12 protein-coding genes are annotated in these 20,483 nt (G+C 68.9%); 8 read left to right on the forward strand and 4 right to left on the reverse strand.

Going from position 1 to position 20,483, the window contains the following annotated elements; genetic code table 11:
- The first annotated feature begins 65 nt into the window (after positions 1-65).
- Together ACIA58_RS09705 and ACIA58_RS09710 are read left to right on the forward strand one after the other, a co-directional pair.
- On the forward strand, positions 66-860 hold the full coding sequence (locus tag ACIA58_RS09705; RefSeq protein ID WP_396403154.1) for a DUF2785 domain-containing protein: 795 nt from the start codon (positions 66-68) through the stop codon (positions 858-860).
- 316 nt (positions 861-1,176) lie between these two features.
- Positions 1,177-2,481 (forward strand): cytochrome P450, encoded by a 1,305-nt coding sequence (locus tag ACIA58_RS09710; protein ID WP_396403333.1) that lies wholly within the window; start codon positions 1,177-1,179, stop codon positions 2,479-2,481.
- 175 nt (positions 2,482-2,656) lie between these two features.
- On the opposite strand, the gene ACIA58_RS09715 is transcribed toward ACIA58_RS09710, so the two are convergent.
- On the reverse strand, positions 2,657-3,472 hold the full coding sequence (locus ACIA58_RS09715; protein ID WP_396403155.1) for a TIGR03619 family F420-dependent LLM class oxidoreductase: 816 nt from the start codon (positions 3,470-3,472) through the stop codon (positions 2,657-2,659).
- Between the two features lie 206 nt (positions 3,473-3,678).
- Here ACIA58_RS09715 and ACIA58_RS09720 point away from each other — a divergent pair, with 206 nt between their 5' ends.
- Together ACIA58_RS09720 and ACIA58_RS09725 are read left to right on the forward strand one after the other, a co-directional pair.
- Positions 3,679-5,235, forward strand: coding sequence for a diguanylate cyclase domain-containing protein (locus ACIA58_RS09720; RefSeq protein WP_396403156.1), 1,557 nt, complete (start codon positions 3,679-3,681; stop codon positions 5,233-5,235).
- 29 nt (positions 5,236-5,264) lie between these two features.
- Positions 5,265-6,833 carry a diguanylate cyclase gene (locus tag ACIA58_RS09725; RefSeq protein WP_396403157.1) on the forward strand — a complete coding sequence of 523 codons (1,569 nt, stop codon included), beginning with the start codon at positions 5,265-5,267 and terminating at the stop codon, positions 6,831-6,833.
- Here ACIA58_RS09725 and ACIA58_RS09730 read toward each other — a convergent pair.
- On the reverse strand, positions 6,827-8,269 hold the full coding sequence (locus ACIA58_RS09730; protein ID WP_396403158.1) for a methyltransferase: 1,443 nt from the start codon (positions 8,267-8,269) through the stop codon (positions 6,827-6,829). The genes ACIA58_RS09725 and ACIA58_RS09730 overlap by 7 nt on opposite strands.
- A 194-nt stretch (positions 8,270-8,463) precedes the next feature.
- Positions 8,464-12,117 carry an NPCBM/NEW2 domain-containing protein gene (locus ACIA58_RS09735; protein WP_396403159.1) on the reverse strand — a complete coding sequence of 1,218 codons (3,654 nt, stop codon included), beginning with the start codon at positions 12,115-12,117 and terminating at the stop codon, positions 8,464-8,466.
- Positions 12,118-12,265: 148 nt separating this feature from the next.
- Between ACIA58_RS09735 and ACIA58_RS09740 the strand changes: the two genes are divergently transcribed.
- Positions 12,266-13,621 carry a hypothetical protein gene (locus ACIA58_RS09740; RefSeq protein ID WP_396403160.1) on the forward strand — a complete coding sequence of 452 codons (1,356 nt, stop codon included), beginning with the start codon at positions 12,266-12,268 and terminating at the stop codon, positions 13,619-13,621.
- A 258-nt stretch (positions 13,622-13,879) separates the two neighbouring features.
- A complete protein-coding gene (gene topA / locus ACIA58_RS09745; RefSeq protein ID WP_396403161.1) occupies positions 13,880-16,606 on the forward strand; it encodes a type I DNA topoisomerase in 2,727 nt (908 codons plus the stop codon).
- Here the strand turns inward: topA and ACIA58_RS09750 are convergent.
- Positions 16,603-17,013, reverse strand: coding sequence for a hypothetical protein (locus ACIA58_RS09750; RefSeq protein ID WP_396403162.1), 411 nt, complete (start codon positions 17,011-17,013; stop codon positions 16,603-16,605). The two genes, topA and ACIA58_RS09750, sit on opposite strands and share 4 nt — an antisense overlap.
- A 103-nt stretch (positions 17,014-17,116) precedes the next feature.
- Here ACIA58_RS09750 and ACIA58_RS09755 point away from each other — a divergent pair, with 103 nt between their 5' ends.
- Positions 17,117-17,548 carry a Fur family transcriptional regulator gene (locus ACIA58_RS09755; RefSeq protein WP_396403163.1) on the forward strand — a complete coding sequence of 144 codons (432 nt, stop codon included), beginning with the start codon at positions 17,117-17,119 and terminating at the stop codon, positions 17,546-17,548.
- A gap of 66 nt (positions 17,549-17,614) precedes the next feature.
- On the forward strand, positions 17,615-20,392 hold the full coding sequence (locus ACIA58_RS09760) for a glycoside hydrolase family 2 TIM barrel-domain containing protein (protein ID WP_396403164.1): 2,778 nt from the start codon (positions 17,615-17,617) through the stop codon (positions 20,390-20,392).
- The last annotated feature ends 91 nt before the right edge of the window (positions 20,393-20,483 follow it).

The following is a 20,483-nucleotide window of genomic DNA, read 5'->3' on the forward strand; positions in this document are numbered from 1 at the left end:
CGGGCCGTTTTCTCCTTCCGGTCAGGGCTGGCGAGTGGCCCCGCAGACCGTCTACGGTGCCGCGCATGACCGATTGGGCGCAGGTGCGCGAGGCGGGCTACGCGGTCCCTGAGGGCCGCTCCACGGGCGAGATGGTGGCCGAGCTGGTGGGCATGCTGAGATCCCCGGATCCCGTCGTCCGGGACCGGCACGGGTACGCCGTACTCGCGACCTGGATCGGCCGCGGCGTGCTGACGGCCGACCAGCTGCGGGCACTCGGCGACGAGATGGTGCCGCGGTTCGGCGACCCGGAGATCCAGGTACGGACGTTCGCGCCGTTGATCCTCGACTCGATCGTTTCCGCAGGCGTCTTCGAGCCGAGCTGGGTGCCGCCGTTCGAGCGCTGGTACGTCGCCGAGGAGGATCTGCGCGGGCACGACGAGAAGCTCGGCTGGCTGCATGCGATCGCGCACGGCGCCGACCTGCTCGGGACGCTCGGGCTGCATCCCGCGGTGGAGCCGGTGCAGATGCTCCGGCTCGGGATCGGGCGGTTGCTGACGCCGACGCCGTACGTGCTGCGGGACATGGAGGACGACCGGCTCGGGTACGCGCTGGCGGCGACGCTGACCCGCGACGACCTGACCGAGGCCGACGCGGAGTCCTGGCTCGACCCGGCGATCCGGGCGCTGTCGAATCCGCCGGCCGAAGGGATCACCCCTCAGGTGACGAACACCATCCGGACGTTGCGGGTGCTGTACGTGCTGGCCGATCACGGTCTCCGGGTCGGGGATGAGAAAAAGCTCACCCCGATCCCGCGACGCGACCAGGTCAAGACGAAGCTGGCCGACGTGTTCCGGATCGTCACGCCGTACTATCTCTGAACGCGCTCAGGTGATGCAGGCTCGGGGCAACGACCTGATGAGGTACGACGCATCCGACTTTCGTCTTGATTTTCCCTGAATCCTCCCCGAGCAACGGCATGTCGAGGACCAGGGCGGAGTACAGGTGAAGTCAGGTGGCAGTGGAGGGCTCGTCCGTGACAAGGTCTCTGCTGGCAGGCCATGGCCCCCTCCCATGGTGGTGCCAACGCCACTACCTGAGTAGTGCCAACACCATCAGATCTGGTCCCCGGCGAGGTTAGCTTTGAGCTACAAAGCCGTCGGGGGCAGCGGGTTCTAGAGAGGGCGCGTGGAAGTCATGGTTGCGACATACCTGAAGAGATGGGTCGGCAACCGCATTCTCAGTAGGACCACCCGCAAGGGTGGTCTCGACCTGTCGAAGATGCGGATGTTCCCCAGCTCGGTCTCGATGCCGCTGCGCCGGCAGGGTCTCGACCCGGTGCCGGCGCTGGCGCAGGTGCGGGAGGCCGAGCCGGTGCACAAACTGGCCCACCTGTTCGGGCTGAACGTGTGGGTGGTCAGCGGACATGCCGAGGCGAAGGCCGTGCTCGCCGACACGACGAACTTCAGCAACGACATCCGGCCGCTGGTCGGCTCGGACCCGAACAAGCCGTCCGAGGGCATCGGCGGGCTCGGGTTCACCGACCCGCCGGACCACACCCGGCTGCGCAAGCTGCTCACGCCCGAGTTCACCAAGCGCAAGCTGGCCCGGCTGGAGCCGGCGATCGAGAAGATCGTCAACGACCAGCTCGACCTGATGGAGGCCAAGGGGCCGGTCGTCGACATCGTCTCCGACTTCGCGTTCAACGTGCCGTTCCTGCTGATCGCCGACCTGCTCGGCGTCGAGGAGCAGGACCGCGACCGGTTCCGCGCGCTCGGGCCGGCCCGGTTCGACCTGTCCGGTGGCGGGATCGGGGTGTTCGGGTCGGCTTCGGAGTCGAGGGACTTCTTGTTCGAGATCGTGCGCAAGCAGCGGACGAACCCGGGCGACGGGCTGATCGGGTCGATCATTCGCGAGCAGGGCGACGAGATCGACGACATCGAGCTCGGCGGTCTCGCGGACGGGGTGTTCCTGGGCGGGTACGAGACGTCCGCGAGCATGCTCGCGCTCGGCACGCTGGTGCTGCTGCGCGACCCGAAGAACTTCGAGCTGATCCGGACCGAGCCCGGTTCGGTCGACGGGATCGTCGAGGAGCTGTTGCGGTACCTGACGGTCGTGCAGGTCGCGTTCCCGCGGTTCGCGCGGCACGACCAGGAGCTGTTCGGCCAGCAGGTGAAGAAGGGCGACCTGGTCGCGGTGTCGTTGTCCGGCGCGGACCGCGACAAGGAGATCTTCGGCGCGGACGCCGAGGACTTCTACCCCCGCCGTACGGTGTCGTCCGCCCACCTCGCCTTCGGCCACGGCATGCACCGCTGCGTCGGCGCCGAACTGGCCCGGATGGAGCTCCGCGCCGCGTTCACCGCGCTGGCCCACCGCTTCCCGGACCTGTCCCTCGCCGTACCCGAGGAACAACTCCGCTTCCGCGACTTCTCCATCGTGTACGGCGTCGAAGCCCTCCCCGTCCAACTCCAAGCCACCTTCACGAACCAAGCCGCCGTGTAGACGACACCGCTCCGCGGCGGCACAAACCGCATCACGGCGACGCCCAGCAGGGACTGTGGACACCCAGTGGGGGGTGTGGACACGGCATTACTTGTTCACGGTCACCGGCGGGGTCCGCGTATCCCGAGCCCTATCACCCGTGGAGCGGCCAACAGGACGTGTGCTGTGGAGCGGGTTAGGTGAGGTTGAAGCGGTGGGCGAAGGCGGTTAGGGCGTCCAGGGATGGGGGGTTGATTACCAGGCGGGTGACGCCCTGCTGCTCGTAGGAGTTGAGGGCTTCGGGTGTTAGGTCGGTGGAGGCCCAGCGGGTGTATTCGAGGGTGTCGCGGGTGGAGGTTTCGCGGGCCAGGTCCCATTGGGCTGCGCGTTCGGCGGGTGAGAGGTTGCCGCCCGGGAAGTAGCCGTCGCCGCGGAGGCCGGCTCGGCGGGCGGCGGCTCGGCTGGAGCCGCCGATGTGGATGGAGAGCGGGGCCAACGGATGCGGGTAGCTGGTCAGGTCCTCGAACTCGAAGAACTCGCCGGAATAGCTCACCCCGTCCGGTCCGCCCGACCACAGCAGACGCAGTACGTCGATGGCTTCGTCCGTACGGCGACCACGTGTCGCGAAGTCGACGCCGACAGCGCGCGCCTCACCCGGCAAACTGCCCAGGCCGACGGTCAGCAAGCGCATCCGCCCCTTCGACAGCACGTCGACCGTGGCGAGACGCTTCGCCAGGGTGACCGGATGGTGGTACGGCAGCAGCAGTACTGCGGTACCCAGCAGGAGACGTTGCGTGGACGCGGCGACGTACATGAGCAGGTCGAGCGGATCGGCGTACTCGAGCGTGGTCGGCAGTTCGAAGCCGCTCAAGGACGCCCCGCGGTAGAGCGCGACGTGCTCAGGCACGTACAGCCCCTCGAACCCGCAGGCCTCCGCGTGTTGCGCGAACTCGACCAGCCGCTGCGGATCCATCCCCAGCGCTGGAGTGCTGTAAGTGACGGCGAATTTCACCCGCCGACCCTAGAACCCTGCCCCTGAGAGCAAGGCAAATTGCGGCACTGATGGTTCTCGTGAGTAGTGTCTTTGTGGCACTAGGTGGTCGTTGGCCGGATCGGGTCGTGACAGGATGCGGGGTGGGTGGTCACAATGGGCGGTCCGGCCCGAAGTGCGGGTGACGGAACAGGGGAAGGGCCGTCGGCGGTATGGGGATTGGCGAGATGGCGACGGGTGACGTGCTGACCGCCCGGATCGCCGCCGCGATGACCGCCGCCCAGTCGGGTGGGCATGCGACTGCGGCGGCCGAGATCGAGGCGATCCGGACCGAGCTGGGTGCGGTGCCGAGCTACCGGTTGGCCGCCGTCGAGTACGTCCGCGGCGTTTCGGCCCACCACGCGAGCGACGCCGACGAGGCCCTGCGGGCGGTCGACGCGTGTATCGAGGTCGCCCGCGCGATCGACGAGCCCGGCTGGGAGGCGAACGCGCTCCCGATCCGCATCATCAACCTGGCCCGCAGCGGCCGCGGCGGCGACACCGTGAACGATCTGGTCGCGGCCGAAGCAGCCCTCAGCCGGACCAAGGATCCAGGACTGACCGCCTGGGCACACACCGGCCTGGGCTATGCCTACGACGTCCTACGACTGTTCGAGCTGTGCATCCCGCACTACGAGCTCGCGACCGGGCTCGACGCCGACGTGTTCGAGCTGGCCGAGTCCGAGGCGATCGATCGGCTGAACCTGGCCGAGACGTACCTGCGCTGGGCGCACGAGCTCGAGCGGCTCGGTGATCCTTTGTATACAAGGGAGATCGAGGAGCGCCTGGCGTCCGCGGCGTACTGGGCGCGGGAGGCCGCGCGAGTGGTGGTCGACGACGAGAGCCAGGAGTTCTGGCGACTCAGCGCCCGCCTGTGGCTCGCCGCGGCGGCGACCGCCGAGGATCCGGACCAGGCGGTCGCCGACCTGACCGAGATCCGCGACGAGATCAGCAAGCTCGGTGAGACCGAGCGGCTCGCGATCGCCGGCGCCTACCTGGCCCGGGCGCTGCAGGCACAGGGCAAGTCCGAGGAGGCCAAGGCCGCAGCGGACCGGGCGGCCGACGACCTGATTCCGATGGCTGACCCATCGACCCATGTTCTGGTCCTGCAGACCCGCTCGGAGATCGAGGCGGCCGACGGCGACCCGGGCGCCCACGCCGGGCTGGAGTACGCGCGGTCGGTCGCGCGCAGCTGGTGGAAGGAGCGGCAGCGGGCGCTGAACGCCGTACGGCATGCGCTCGCGGTGCACGATCTGCCGGCCCGGCACGACGCCGAGTGGCACGCGGCGCGGCAGGATCCGCTGACCGGCGTGGGCAATCGCCGCGCCCTGGAAGAGCGACTGACCGCGGCCCGCGACTCGGGGCGAGCGGTCACCTTGCTGGCCATCGATGTAGACGATCTGAAGATCGTCAACGACACCTTCGGGCACGCCTGCGGGGACGAATTGCTGCAGGTTGTGGCAAATCTCCTGGTAGAACAGGCGCGAGCGACCGATGCCGTGGTTCGATCGGGTGGCGACGAGTTCTTCGTGGTCCTCGACCAGCCCGACGCCAAGGGCGGCGCCCAGCTGGCCGAGCGGATCCGGGTCGCCGTCGAGGCGATCGCGGCGGCGACGGAGAAACCGTGGCTGCGCCGGCTCGGGCTGAGTCTCGGGTACGCCGCGACCGCCGAAGGTCTCGGTGTGGACCAGCTCGTCGCCCGCGCGGATCAGCGCCTGTACGAGGACAAACGCCGCAACAAGTGACCGGCAGCAAGGCAGTGAGGGGAGGTGTGGTGCGCGAGACGTCGGGGGTGACTGCGCGGATCGCGGCAGCGATGACGCTGGCGCAGTCGGGCGGTCCGGCCGAGGCCGCGCTGGAGCTCAACGAGCTGCTTGCCGAGCTGGGTCCGGAGCCGACCCACGAGCGGGCGGCGGCCGAGTACGTGCGAGCTGTCGCGGCGCATCACGCCACCGACTCGGTCGAGGCACTGGACGCCGTCGACGCCTGTATCCGGGTCGCCCGCGCGATCGACGAGCCGGGCTGGGAGGCGAACGCGATCGCGCTCCGGATCGTCACCCTGATCCGCACCGGCGAGGGTGGTGACTCGGTCGCTGACCTGGTCGCGGCGGAGAACGCACTGTCGCGGACCAGGGATCTCGGCTTGGCCGCCTGGGCGCACACCGGTCTCGGCTACGCCTACGACCTGCTCCGGCTCTACGAGCTGTGCATCCCGCACTTCGAGCTCGCCGCCGAGGGCGATCACGATCCGCTCGGCCTGGCCGAGGCGCCGGCGATCAACCGGCTCAACCTGGCCGAGTCCAACCTGCGCTGGGCGCACGAGCTCGAGCGGCTCGGCGACACATCGTACGACGGGGAGATCCGCGAGCGTCGGCGGGCGGCGCACCGGTGGGCGGGTGAGGCGGTCGATGTGATCCTGGCGGCCGACCTGCTCGGGTACTGGCCGATGGCCGGGCGGATGTGGCTGGCGGCGAGCAACGATGCCGGGGATCCGGCCCAGGCGGCAGTGATTCTGAAGGACTGCCGCGACCAACTGGCGAAGCTCGGCGATCTCGAGCTCGCCGCGATCGCGGGCGCCTACCTTGCCAGGGCCTACCTGACGCTCGGGCGGACCGACGATGCGATGGAGGCCGCGGGCCGGTCGGCGAGTGATCTGCCGCCGACGTCGGATCCGCCGGTGGAGGCACTGATCCGCCACACCGCCGTACAGATCGTGGCCGCGTCGGGTGACGCCGGTGCGTCGACGGGGCTGCAGTACGCGCGGGCGATCAGCAGAGGGTGGTGGGCGGAGCGGTTGCGCGGGCTGTACGCCGTACGGAGTGCGCTGGCCAACCACGAGCTCTCGATCCGGCACGATGCCGAGTGGCGGGCGGCCCGGGAGGATCCGCTGACCGGTGTGGGCAATCGGCGTGCGCTGGACGAGCGGATGTCGGTGGCGCGCGACTCCGGCCGATCGGTCGGGGTGATCGCGATCGACGTGGACAACCTGAAGATCGTCAACGACAGCTACGGGCATGCGTGCGGGGACGAGGTGCTGCGACGTGTCGGGCAGCTGCTGTCGGAGCAGTGCCGTGCGGAGGATGTGGTGGCGCGGGCGGGCGGGGACGAGTTCGTCGTCGTACTGGACAACCCGGACGAGCGGGGCGCGCCGGAGCTGGTCGAGCGGATCAGGATCGCGGCGGACCGGGAGGCGGCGCGGGCGGAGGCGCCGTGGTTCGCGATGCTGCGGCTGAGCGTCGGGCAGGCGAGCAGCACCGACGGTACGTCGGTCGCTGACCTGCTGACCGAGGCAGACCGGCGGATGTACGCCGAGAAGCGCCGGCGTCGGAGGACTGCTCAGTAGTTCAAGAAGCCTTCTGTGACGAGGCGTCTGACCTGCGGAAGGTATTCGGAGAGTACGTCGACCACCGGGCGCTCCATCAGGTCGGCCAGGGCGGCGAGGATCTGGCCTGTGCTCAGGTCGCCGTCGCACGCGCCGACGAAGCCGGCCAGGACTGTGTCGACCTGCTCTGCCCGGCGCATGCCACGCTGGCGCCTCAGGACGATCGTGGCGGGGTCGTCGGCGCCCGGTTGACCGGTGGTCTCCTGGATGACGTCGTCGGCCGCGCGGAGGTGCAGAGCGGTCAGATCGGCGGGGAGGCCTTCCAGACGTTCGAAGCGGTGCAGAACGTGCGGTCCGATCGGGCGCTCGATCTCGTACGGCCAGGGCTCGGCGTCGAGGGTGCCTGCGACGTTGTGGAGGGTGATCCAGCCCATGCCGATCGCTTCGACGCTCTGATCCTCCAGGTAGCGCATCCACTCGTCGTACCGGCTGGTGTACTGCGGCGAGCCGTGGAGACCGGCGTCGCGCAGCCAGAGCTCGACGTACTCGGACGGGTCGAGCTGTTCGCGCTGGACGGCCCAGGCGGAGCGGTCCGCCGTCCAGGTGGCGATGCGGTCCTGCCAGTCCTGCCCGCGGACACAGGTCCAGTTGGCGAGCAGCTGGCACCAGCCGCCGTCGGTGAGGTGGTCAGGCGCTTGCCTTATCAGCTGCTCGACGACCGCGTCGCCGGCGTACCCCGTCTCGCGGTACGTCAGGTCTCCGCCGGGCGGCGAGATGACGTACGGCGGGTTGCTCACGATCAGGTCGAACCGCTCGCCGCGGACCGGCTCGTACAGGCTGCCGTCGCGGAGGTCGAGGTCGAGGTGGTTGAGGGCGGCCGTCCAGCGGGCCAGCTGGAGGGCACGTGGGTTGACGTCTGTGGCGACGAGCTGGTTGACGCGGTCGGCGAGGTGGAGCGACTGGATGCCACAGCCGGTGCCGATGTCGAGCGCCCGGTCGGCCTTGATCGGCACGGTGAGGTGGATGAGGCTGAGGCTGGCGGGCGCGATGCCCAACACGTAGTCGGGCCGCATCGGCGCCCGCCGTCCATCGAGCCCCGGGGTGAGGTCGGCAACCACCCACCACTCTCGCTCATCCTCCACGAACGGCCGGATATCGAGCACAGCCCGAGCCTCACCCGCCGAAACCTCAACGATGCCCAGGGCAACCAGATCCACACCCGGAAACGCCTTGCTGACAAGGGCTTCCGGCACGACCCGCTGCAACAAGAACAGCCGGATCATCGTGTCGAGCGCATCCCCCGACCCAGTACGGCGAGCAGCCGGCGCCGTCTCGTTCCGCGCCAACGCCCCGTTGGCCTCCACCCCGAGCCGCTCAGCAACCCCATCCACGGTGTACCCCGCGCCCGCAAACGCTCCCCGCAGCCCGTTCACGTCGTACCCCGTCGACTCCCGCATGCCGCCATCCTCCCACCACCCACCCCACCGCCCCACCGCCCCACCGCCCCACCGCACTTCGATGGTTAACCACTGACATGGCCGGTTCGCGGCTCGCATGCAGGGGGTGACGGGGCCATTTGAGTGGTTCACCACTCAAATGGCCCCGGTCTGCGGTCTGCGGTCTGCGGCAGGGGGTGGGGCGGTGGGTGGGGTTAGGGGTTGCAGGTGAGTTTGGGGTTGGCCCAGTCGGCGTGGTCGCTGGTGTTGCCGTCGCCTCCGTCGGTTACTTGGAGGGTCAGGGTTTGGGCGCCGGTTACGTCGACTGTGGTGGTGGCTGTCGGGGAGGTACCGGTCAGTTGGTCGGAGGTGTATTTCGCGGTGCCGTCGGTGAGGACCTTGAAGGTGACCTTGCCGCGGTCCTCCATCTCGTCGTCGACGCCCAGTTGGCTGGTGAACGACGTGCAGTTGCCGCCGAGCCGGACGCTGACCGACGACGGGGCATGGGCGCCGAGCCCTTTGGCGTAAGTGACTCCGTCGAGCGTGATCGGGCCGCCGTCGCCGGTGCCGTCCTCGCCGTTGCTGTGGTCGCGTTCGACCGGCCCCCAGCCGTTCGTGGAGTCCAGGAACTCCAGGTCACTCACCCAGTTCTCCCCGGTGGGTGCCGGCGGCAACGGTTTGTCGGCGATCGTGGCGGCGAAGAACCCGAGCCCGCCGCCGGGCAGCTTGATCGCCTTCACGGTCTTCCCGGGATCGAGCGGTACGGCGGTGTAGAAGACCCGGTAGTCCGTCGTCGTATTGCCCAGACCGGCCGGTGTGTAACGACCCTTCACCGAAACGGCCAGGCTGGCGCCGCCGGTGGTCGGGTCCTGGCAACACCAGTTCGGCAACTGGAAGGTGCCTTCGGAGGTGGTGCCGTCGGTGTAGATGATCGTCACGGTGCCCTTGGCGTTCAGGCTGGCGCCCGCTCCGAGCAGCGCGAGGTGCGAGCCGGTGCCGGAGACAAGGATCGGCGCGGACTGGTTCTTCACCACGTTCGGTGTCCCCGGCGCTCCGGTCGGCCAGGTGAACTCGGCATCCTGGACGGTGACCTTGGCGCCCGGCGAGTAGCCGGCGGCCGCGAGTGCTTCGCCGTTGAAGCTGTCACCCGATCCGTCGAAATTGCCTTGTTCGTAGGTGTTTGCGTCGGTGATGCCGACCAGATTGGCTGCCTGGGACAGCGACGCGTAGGGGAGCTCGGCTGTTGCTGACGTGGTGTTGGAGTAGCTCTTGCCTTGGGCAACATAGCTTGCCTTGAGCTGCAGGGTGAAGCTCGCCGGTTCGACGTCCGCGCCGGGCGTCACCTGCAGCTTGGTCGTGACGGTCTGACCGGAGCGGACCGAGGCGAAGCGGTTGGCGCCGGTGACAGTCCAGCCGGCCGGGACCTGCATGGCCAGGTCGACGTTGCGCAAGGTGGTGGGGCTGTCGTTGCGGAAGGTCGCGGTCACCTCGGTGGCCTGGCCGGGGGCGTTCCAGAGCGACGGAGTGGTGAGCTCCGGGGTGCCGAAGGTGTTGGTGACGTCCGGGCCGCCCACCGACGAGGCGCCGGCGAGGCGGACCACGGCGGACCGCGAGGTGGCGATCGAAGCGGTCTGCACGGTGACGATGCCGTTGGCGAAGCCCCACTTGGCGGGGTGCCCGTCGACGGTGACGTTGTGCGGCGCGGTGCCCGTGTGGACCGTCAGCTCGTACGGGCGCGCCGCCGGCTTGCCGTCGTACGTGCCGACGCTCGGGCCGATCTTGACCGTCACGTCGCCACGGCCATGTGTGGGTGCGTCGACCGCGAACGTCTGCGTCGCGGACTTCGTCGAGCGGGTCACGCGGTCGTCCTCGTACATGCTGAAGGAGGACTTGCCGGACGGGTACACGTCGACCGTGATGGTGTCGCTCGGCTTCTGCTCGGCTGCGTTGTTGATGCCGGCCTTCCACATCGGCACGACCGCGCCGGCCTTCACGAACAGCGGCAGCGTGTCCAAGGCAGCGTGGTACCCGTTGACAGTCGTCGGGCCCTGGTACACGCGACCCGTCCAGTAGTCGACCCAGCGTCCCGCGGGCAGGTAGATCCCGTTCTTCACCTCGTCCGCGCCGTACATCGGCGCGACCAGGAACTCCTTGCCGGCCAGGAACTCGTACTTGGTCGTGTCGTCCCACGTCTTGGGGTCGTTCGGGTACTCCAGCACCAGCGACCGGTTCAGCGGAGCGCCGGTCCGGTGTGCTTCGGCGGCGTACGTGTAGAAGTACGGCAGCAGCCGCTCGCGCAGCTTCAGGTACTTGCGGTTGATCGAGGTGTACGGGTCGCCGTACGCCCAGGGCTGCTTGTACGCCGGCGTCGACCAGCCGGACATGCTCATGAAGGCGGGGTTGAACGTCTTCCACTGCAGATCCCGCACGTACGACGTGGCGGAGCCGCCGAAGATCCCGTCCACGTCGCCCGCGCTGTAAGCGATACCGGAGTTGCCCGACCCGGTGATCGCCGGGATCTGCCACTTGATCGCGTCCAGCGAGCCGCTGTGGTCGCCGGTCCACTGCACCGCGCACCGTTGCGCGCCGGCCCAGCCCTCGACCATCCACGCGAACCCGCGAGCGTTGCTGTACTGCTCGATGCCGTCATGCGCCGTGTCGCAGGCGCTCAGCGCGTACCGGTAGCCAGGGCCGACCCACGCCACGTCCAGCTTCCGCACGCGCACACCGGCGTCGCCGACCTCGGCCGGCTGCCTGTCCAGGTTGGACTGCGTCCACAGGCCCATCTGGATGTTCCGCGCCCGCAGCTCGTCACCGGCCTGCTTGAGCGCCGGGATGTCCCGCTTGCCCCACCAGGTGCCGTCGACCTGCTCGGAGTCGGTGTTGGCGGAGTACCCGCAGCCGTAGTCGTCGTTGACGAGCATCCAGCCGCCGGGCATGTCCTCGTCCTTGAAGCGCTGCGCGACCTTCACCGCGTCCAGGGTGGTCACCTTGTCCGGGTTGACCTTCCAATCGTTGCTGGGGTCCGGATCCGTCGCGTAGTGACCGCGGTTGTAGCAGTCCGAGTCGCCGTACTCGAGTCCGTAGATCGGCGGCATGAACGGTCGGCCGGTGAGTTCGGTGTAGCGGTCCAGCGAGGTCTTGAGGTCGCCAACGAAGTAGTACGCGTCGAACCGCTTCTCGTCGTGCGTAGTTACAACCGGACTAGTGAAGGTGTAACTACCGGGGCTGAACGTGTTCCGCAGCACGCCGTAGCCCGCGGTGCTCATGTAGTACGGCGACGCGTTCGGGTTACCGCCGTCCTCCCAGTTGAAGTCCTTGGAGATCTTGATCGTCTGGTCGCGGTGCGAGAAGCGGCCGTTCTGCATGCCGCCGCCGAAGAACTGCTCGTTCGCGCTCCGGCCCAGCGTCTGCGTGGTCGACGTGTCGGTCCAGGACAGCGGCGCGGTCTCGGACCAGACCAGCTGCCCGTTCGACCGGTACAGCGAGAACTTCAGCGGGCTCTTCTGCGCACGGACCTCGATCTTGCCGGTCGTGAGCGAGTAGTAGGTGCCGCGGTCCCGCCAGGAGGTCCGCGGCGTGCCGTAGTCCGTCTTGGTGACGATGTTGGACGCCGGGGCGCCGGGATCGGTGGGCGGAGTGTTCGCGGGGTCGGTGAAGTTCCCGTCCGGCGCCATCCAGAGCCGGAACACGTCGTCCTTCAGGAACACCACCCGCACCTTCGCCGCGCCGGCGCTGAGGGTGTACGTCGCCTGGTCGGCGGCGAACCCGGTCACGTCACCGAGCGTGGTCGCGGCCGCCCGGGCGGGAGCCGCGGTGTACACAAGTGCGCCCGCCACTAAGGGCAGGGCGACTACTGAACGTTTCATGCGGACAAAGATGCTCACGAGTGCCTCACTTCACGCATCAATGAACAAGATGCGCACATTGAAACCCACCGGCGACGTGTTGTCACCAGGTCGGCCTTCATGAAGTTGAGACAGTGTCGCCATCACGGGGTGAAACAAGGCGATGACGATGAGTCGCATGGCGAACTCGCGTCCCACCAGCCTCAGCAGTCACAGACTGACCAGGCGGCACCTCCTGACGGCAGGCCTGGCCGGCGGGTTCACGCTGGCTGCCGCGGGGCTCGCGCACGCCTCGCCGTACGACCCCGCCGGCCCCGCGCCCGACCGGCTCCGTGCGCAGGACGACCCGAACTTCCATCCGGTGAAGTTCCGGCTGCCGGAGCCGACCGGGCGGAAGGCGCTCGGGACGACCGCGATCCATCTCGTCGACCGGTCGCGGCCGGATCCCACCATGCCCAGCGGGCAGCGGGAGCTGATGATCAGCCTCTGGTACCCGGCCGGGATGTTCGGGTCGGCGCCGCTGGCGAAGTACATGCCGCCGCGGACCTCGGTCGCGGTCGACGACGCGTGGACGGGTGAGTACGGGCTGGCGCTGCCGAGCGGGTCGTTCGACTTCGCCGGCACCGAGACGCACGCGCGGGTCGACGTACCTGCGCAGCCGATGCGGCATCCCGTCGTACTGTTCTCGCCCGGATTCCAGTACAGCCGGTTCGTGAACACCGCGCAGGTCGAGGATCTGGCCAGCCGCGGCTACGTCGTGGTGACCATGGACCACTCGCACGAGGCCCCGGTGGAGTTCCCCGGCGGGCGGTTCCTGCCCGGCGCGCCGGAGTCCGAACCGCCCGGTCCGGACCAGGTCCGGGCGGCGGTCGAGACCCGGACCGCGGACGCCCGGTTCGTGCTGGATCAGCTGGAGCGGATGGCCGGCGGCCGGAGTGTCGATGCCGAGGGCAAGGATCTGCCGAAGGACCTCGCGGACGGGCTGGACCTGCGCAAGGCCGGCATGTTCGGCTTCGGGCTCGGCGGCTACACGACCGCGAACACGATGCTCTCCGACGAGCGGATCTCGGCCGGGATCGACCTGGACGGCACGCTCCAGGACGACCGGGCGAAGGGTCCGCTCGGCGAGGTCGCGCAGAGCGGTCTGGACCGGCCGTTGCTGCTGTTCGGCTCGGACGAGACCCAGCGGACCGACCCGGCCAAGGACAACTACGACCCGTCCTGGGCGAGCTTCTGGAAGGCGCAGCGCGGCGGGAAGATCAACCTGGCGCTGGCGAGCACCAAGCAGAAGGCGTTCACCGACTACCAGTTCGTCTTCTCCCAGCTGTTCCACGACATCTACGGCGAGGACCCGATCATCACCTCGGTGATGAAGGCTCTCGTCGGCAGTGCGAAACCGGCCCGGAGCGTGCTGGCGCAGCGGGAGTACACCGCTGCATTCTTCGACCAGACGCTGCGTCGCCGGCCGTCACTTCTGCTCCGCGGTAACTCCCCGAAGTTCCCGGAAGTGCGCTTCGCCCGCTGAGACGGCGTACTCTCGACAGAGATTCGCCACGCCCACCGTGGCGGCTTCGCGACGCGCGGTGACGATGGGGTGTTCGCCACTTTCTGAAATCCTGGGAGGCGGACCCGGGGCCTCACCCGTTACGGTGCGTTGAGAAATGCGTTGCCGTCGGCCGTACTCTGTCCTCGGGCGGGGTCGGTCGTGTGTTCGGGGGAACAGACGCGGAGACGGCGTCGTTGGATTCGGGGCGATGTCGGCAGGACGAGAGTAGGGAGCGCAGTGGCAGGGGCAGCAGGGACCAAAACAGCGGCCGGGACCCGTCTGGTGATCGTCGAGTCGCCGAAGAAGGCGCGGATGATCGCCGGCTTCCTGGGGTCCGGGTACGTGGTGGAGTCCAGCTTCGGCCACATCCGCGACCTGCCGAGCGGGGCGGACGAGATCCCGGCGAAGTACAAAGGCCTGCCGTGGGCACGGCTGGGCGTGAATGTCGACGAGCACTTCGACCCGCTGTACGTCGTACCGGCGGACAAGAAGGCGCAGATCCGCAAGCTCAAGGACCTGCTCAAGGGCGCCGACGAGCTCTTCCTGGCGACAGATGAGGACCGCGAGGGCGAGGCGATCGCCTGGCACCTGCTCGAGGAGCTGAAGCCGAAGGTCCCGGTCAAGCGGATGGTCTTCCACGAGATCACCCCGAAGGCGATCCAGGACGCGGTCGGCAACGCCCGGGACATCGACGAGGACCTGGTCGACGCCCAGGAGGCGCGCCGGATCCTCGACCGCCTGTACGGGTACGAGGTCTCGCCGGTGCTGTGGAAGAAGGTCATGCCACGGCTGTCGGCGGGCCGGGTGCAGTCGGTCGCGATCCGGATGGTGGTCGACCGGGAGCGCGAGCGGATCGCGTTCCGCAGCGCGTCGTACTGGGATCTCGACGCCACGCTGGACGCCGGCGAGGACCGGAACCCGCGACTTTTCCCCTCCCGCCTGGTCTCGGTGGACAGCAAGCGGGTGGCGCAGGGCCGCGACTTCAGTTCGATCGGTGAGCTCAAGGGCGCGAACACCGTCCATCTGGACGAGGCGACCGCGACCGCGCTGGCCGGTGCGCTGCGGGAGTCGCAGTTCACCGTCCGGTCGATCGAGTCCAAGCCGTACACCCGCAAGCCGTACGCGCCGTTCCGGACCACCACGCTGCAGCAGGAGGCCGGCCGCAAGCTCGGCATGTCCGCGTCGCAGACCATGCAGGTCGCCCAGCGGCTGTACGAGAACGGCAACATCACCTATATGCGTACCGACAGCGTCACGCTGTCGGACACCGCGATCACCGCCGCCCGGGCCCAGGTCCGCGAGCTGTACGGCGCGTCGTACCTGCCGGACAAGCCGCGCGTCTACACCTCCAAGGTGAAGAACGCCCAGGAGGCACACGAGGCGATCCGGCCGGCCGGCGAGACGTTCCAGACGCCGGCGCAGACCGGTCTGAGCGGCACCGAGTTCCGGCTGTACGAGCTGATCTGGATGCGGACGATCGCGTCCCAGATGCGGGACGCGGTCGGGAACAGCGTCTCGATCAAGATCGACGCGACCGCGGCGACCGGCGAGCAGTGTGAGTTCACCTCGTCCGGCCGGGTGATCACGTTCCACGGGTTCCTCAAGGCGTACGTCGAGGGCGCGGACGACCCGTCCGCCGGGACGGACGACCAGGAGACGCGGCTGCCGGACGTGACCGAGGGCGACGTACTGCCCGCGTCCGAGGTGGTGGCGTCCGGGCACGAGACCAAGCCGCCGGCGCGATACACCGAAGCCACGCTGATCCGCGAGATGGAAGAGCGCGAGATCGGGCGCCCGTCGACGTACGCGACGATCCTCGGCACCAACGTGGCCCGCGGGTACATCTACAAGAAGGGTCAGGCGCTGGTTCCGGCCTGGCTGGCGTTCGCGGTCGTCCGGCTGCTCGAGGAGCACTTCACCCGGCTGGTGGACTACGCGTTCACGGCGACGATGGAGGATGTGCTCGACGAGGTCGCGGCCGGTGACCTGCAGCGCGAGGGCGTGCTGTCGCGGTTCTACTTCGGTGACGACCAGCTCGAGGGCCTGAAGTCGATGGTCACCGATCTCGGCGACATCGACGCCCGGCAGATGTCGACCTTCCCGGTCGGCGGCGCCGACACCGGGATCGTGCTCCGCGTCGGCCGCTACGGGCCGTACGTCGAGGACAAGGACGAGCGCCGCGCGAACGTGCCGGAGGACCTGCCGCCGGACGAGCTGACCGTCGACAAGGCCCACGAGTTGCTGGCCCAGCCGTCGGGCGTCGAGCTCGAGCTCGGTACGGCGCCGGACACCGGCCTTCGCGTCGTCGCCAAGGCGGGTCGTTTCGGGCCGTACGTGACCGAGGTGCTGCCGGAGGACGCGCCGAAGAGCGCCAAGCCGCGGACCGGGTCGCTGCTGAAGTCGATGACGCTGGAGAACGTCGGGCTCGACGACGCGATGAAGCTGCTGTCGCTGCCGCGGGTCGTCGGCAAGGATCCGGAGTCGGGCGACGAGATCACGGCGCAGAACGGGCGTTACGGGCCGTACCTGAAGAAGGGCACGGACTCGCGGTCGCTGTCGTCCGAGGAGCAGATGTTCGACATCACGCTCGAAGAGGCGCTCAAGATCTACGCCGAGCCGAAGCAGCGGGGCCGCCGCGCCGCTGCGCCGCCGCTGAAGGAGCTGGGCGAGGACCCGGAGTCCGGCAAGCCGGTGGTGGTGAAGGAGGGCCGCTTCGGCCCGTACGTCACCGACGGGGAGACGAACGCGACGCTTCGCAAGGACGACGCGGTCGAGACGATCTCGCTGCTGCGGGCGGCCGAGCTGCTGGCGGACAAGCGGGCCCGCGGGCCGGTGAAGAAGACCGCGAAGAAGTCGACGGCGAAGAAGACGGCGGCCAAGAAGACCGCCGCCAAGAAGACCACGACGAAGAAGGCAGCCGCCAAGAAGACGGCAACGAAGAAGACGGCCGCCAAGAAGAGCTAGAAGTCGCTCGTGACCATCCCGTGGATCACGAACGCGATGAACGCCAGCACGACCAGCAGCAGGATCACGAACGGGACGATCAGCCAGACCGAAGGCCGCCGGGCGCCGACAGTGGCGCCGGTGGTCTGGCTGGTCACCTGCTTCGCGACGATGCGGCCCTTGCGCCACTTCCCGGCGACGGTCACCTCCTCGCCGTCGGTCACCTGACCCTCCAGCGAGGTCCCGCGCAGCTCGACGAGCGTCGGCTGCAGCTGCTTGCCGACCGCGTCGTGCTGCTCCAGGTGGAAGGTCAGCACCTGTACGGAGCCCTCGTCGCCGTGACGCTCGGAGCGGAACTGCACGTTCCGCACGACGCCGCGGAGCTCTGCGGCGCCCCGGCGGGCGAGAGCATTCGACTGGTCACTCATCGGAGTTCCCCCAGGTGTGAGATGTGGTACCCGGAAAGTACATTGGGTTCGCCGCCTCCTGGTGGCCGCGAGGTAGGCCGAGACGCAACCGCAAAGGAGCCCCATGACCAGTGCCGTTGAGGTCAGCGCCCAGCGGTTGCGGGAGCGGGGTGAGCGGGTGACGCCGGCCAGGCTCGCGGTCGTCGAGGTACTGGCGGGGACCGAGGAACACCTGAGCGCCGAGCAGATCGGCGAACGCGCCGAGCAGCTGCGTCCCGGGATCCACCGCGCGACCGTGTACCGCGCCCTCGACGCGCTCGGCGAGTTCGGCCTCGTGACCCACGTCCACCTCGGTCGCGCGGGCACGACGTACCACCTGGCCGGGGACCTCGCCCCGCGCCACCTGCACCTGCGCTGCTCGGAGTGCGGCACCGTGTACGACGCCCCCGGCGACATCCTCGAATCGGCCCGCAAGAAGGTCGCCCGCGAGCTCGGCTTCCACCTCGCACCCGAACAGGTGGCCCTCGTCGGCGTGTGCAAGAACTGCCAGGGCTGAGGCTCCCTGTCCATATCTGTTCATCGGTGTGGATTCATGAACAGACTTGGCTTAGGGTCGGTGGCTGTGACCTATGTCGAGGACTTTGCTTCCGGTGAGAACGTGCTGGCGCCGCGCGCCTGGCTGGATGACGACTCCGGGCGGCTGCCGCTCAGCGGGGACTGGAGCTTCCGGTTGTCGCCGACGGTGGCGGACGCGCCGGACGATCTGAAGGACCCGGACACGTCCGGCTGGGACACGATCGCGGTCCCCGGTCACTGGCAGTTGAGCGGGTACGGCGCCCCGGCGTACACGAACGTGGTCTACCCGTTCCCGCTCGAGCCGCCGTACGTGCCGACCGACAACCCGACCGGCGACTACGTCCGGACCGTGACCGTGCCGGCGAACTGGGACGGCGCGCGGATCGTGCTCCGGTTCGAGGGCGTGGACTCGCGGTTCGCGGTGTACGTGAACGGCTCGTGGGTCGGTTGGTCGTCGGGGTCGCGGCTGGCCTCGGAGTTCGACGTCACGTCGTTGGTTGCTCCGGGCAAGGAAGTGCGGATCGCGGTCCGGGTGCACCAGTGGTCGGCCGGCAGCTACGTCGAGGACCAGGACATGTGGTGGCTGTCCGGGATCTTCCGCGAGGTCAACCTGCTCGCGCTCCGTCCGGGCGCGCCGACCGATGTGTTCGTCAAGGCTGCGTGGGACCACATCGACGGCGCGGGCACGCTGCTCGTCGAGTCCGACGTACCGGGCACCGTTACGGTGCCTGAGCTGGACCTGTCGGTGCCGACGGGTGAGCACGTGCGCGTCGACGGCGTCCAGCCGTGGAGCGCCGAGGTGCCGCGGCTGTACGACGCCGTACTGCGGACCGACGGCGGCGAGGTCCGGCTGCGGATCGGGTTCCGGACCGTCGCGGTCGTCGACGGGATCTTCACGGTCAACGGCAACCGGGTGCTCTTCAACGGCGTCAACCGGCACGAGTTCCACCCGGACCGCGGCCGCTCGGTGACCGAGCAGGACATGCTCGACGACGTCCTGATCATGAAGCGGGCCGGGATCAACGCGGTCCGCACCAGCCACTACCCGCCGCACCCGTACTTCCTGTCGCTGTGCGACGAGTACGGGCTGTACGTCATCGACGAGTGCGACCTGGAGTCGCACGGGTTCGGGTACGAGCCGCAACCGCCGAAGCTGCCGAACCCGGTGATGGATCCGCGCTTCCGCGACGATCTGGTCGAGCGGATGCGCCGGACCGTGCATCGCGACAAGAACCACCCGTCGATCGTGATCTGGTCGCTCGGCAACGAGTGCGGGATGGGCGAGAACCTCAAGGCCATGTACGACCTGGTGAAGGAGCTCGACCCGTCGCGGCCGGTGCACTACGAGCGCGACACCGAGGCGGAGTTCGTCGACATCTACTCGCGGATGTACACCTCGCCCGAGGGATGCGCGGAGATCGGCGCGGACACCTCGAAGTACCGGAACCTGCCGTTCATCCTGTGTGAGTACGGGCACGCGATGGGGAACGGGCCGGGCGGGCTGCTCGACTACCGCGAGGTGTTCGAGAAGTACCCGCGCTGCCAGGGTGGATTCATCTGGGAGTTCATCGACCACGGTCTGCGGACGACGATCGACGGGCGCGAGGTCTACGCGTACGGCGGGGACTTCGGCGAGGCGATCCACGACGGGAACTTCGTCTGCGACGGGCTGCTGTTCCCCGACCGGACGCCGTCGCCGGGCATGCACGAGTACGTGAAGGTGATCGAGCCGCTGCGCATCGTTGCTGATGGCAACCGTATCGCGATCACCAACCGCTACGAGGTGCTGGACACGAGCCATCTGACCTTCGAGCTGCGCGTCGAGGCGGAGGGCGAGATCGTCGGTGGCGGCGGGCTGCAGGTGCCGGCGATCGCTGCCGGGGACACGGTTTCGGTCGAGCTGCCTCCGGCGATCGAGAAGCTCCGTGACGCCGGCCGGCCGGAGACCTGGCTGACCGTCAGGGCGACGCTTACCGAGTCGACATCCTGGGCCGACGCGGGCCACCGCATCGCCTGGGGCCAGATCCGCCTGGACGAGCCGGCTCCGGCTGCTGCTGCTCCGGCTGGTTCGCCGGCTGAAGGAACCGCTGGTGTGCAGGGGATCAACATCTCCGGTCTGCAGAACCTTCGGCTGGACGTGTGGCGGGCGCCGATCGACAACGACGCGATTCCTGGGGTTGCTGCGGCGTGGCGTGAGCAGGGGCTGCACCGCGTGCAGCACCGGATCGTTTCGCAGGGCGAGCGCGACGGCGCCTGGGAGGTTGTCACCCGGACCGCGCCGCCCGCGCTGCAGTGGGGTCTGCGCAGTACGTGGCGTTGGACCGCTGACGACATCGGCGTGCTTCTCGACCTCAGCATCGTGCCGGAAGGCCTGTTCCCGGAGGTGCTGCCGCGGCTCGGCATCACGTTCGAGCTGCCGAAGGTGGAGCGGGTCGAGTGGTTCGGCACCGGCCCCAACGAGGCGTACGTCGACACCCGGGAGGCTGCCGCGGTTGGCAAGTACTCCGCCACCGTCGCCGAGCTGCAGACGCCGTACGTCCGCCCCCAGGAAAACGGCCACCGCATTGACACCCGCTGGGCCCAGCTGGACGGTCTGCGCATCGAGGCAGTCGACGAACTGTTCGGCCTGACCGTCCGCGACTGGACCAGCCACGCGTTGGAGACGGCCAAGCACACCCCGGACCTGGTCCCCGGCGACACCACCCACGTCACCCTGGACATCGCCCAGACCGGCGTAGGCACAGCCGCCTGCGGCCCGGCCCTCCCCGACCGGGACAAGCTGAAGACCGCCCCCGCGACCCTCACCCTCCGCTTCACCAGCTGACGACCGGCAACACCCCGGACCTGTGCCACTCATCAAGCAGCCCTTACCGGGCAGCCCCACGCTCAGCCGCGGTCCGCGTAGGGGCGAACGA

This window comes from Kribbella sp. NPDC051586 (genome assembly GCF_044453965.1).
Classification (GTDB): Bacteria; Actinomycetota; Actinomycetes; order Propionibacteriales; family Kribbellaceae; genus Kribbella.

Bases quoted from the DNA above. Each gene is read 5' to 3' on its own strand.
- ACIA58_RS09705 (WP_396403154.1), top strand. From the start codon at position 66: ATGACCGATTGGGCGCAGGTGCGCGAGGCGGGCTACGCGGTCCCTGAG.
- ACIA58_RS09710 (WP_396403333.1), top strand. From the start codon at position 1,177: ATGGTTGCGACATACCTGAAGAGATGGGTCGGCAACCGCATTCTCAGT.
- ACIA58_RS09720 (WP_396403156.1), top strand. From the start codon at position 3,679: ATGGCGACGGGTGACGTGCTGACCGCCCGGATCGCCGCCGCGATGACC.
- ACIA58_RS09730 (WP_396403158.1), bottom strand. From the start codon at position 8,269: ATGCGGGAGTCGACGGGGTACGACGTGAACGGGCTGCGGGGAGCGTTT.
- ACIA58_RS09735 (WP_396403159.1), bottom strand. From the start codon at position 12,117: ATGAAACGTTCAGTAGTCGCCCTGCCCTTAGTGGCGGGCGCACTTGTG.
- ACIA58_RS09740 (WP_396403160.1), top strand. From the start codon at position 12,266: ATGAGTCGCATGGCGAACTCGCGTCCCACCAGCCTCAGCAGTCACAGA.
- ACIA58_RS09750 (WP_396403162.1), bottom strand. From the start codon at position 17,013: ATGAGTGACCAGTCGAATGCTCTCGCCCGCCGGGGCGCCGCAGAGCTC.
- ACIA58_RS09755 (WP_396403163.1), top strand. From the start codon at position 17,117: ATGACCAGTGCCGTTGAGGTCAGCGCCCAGCGGTTGCGGGAGCGGGGT.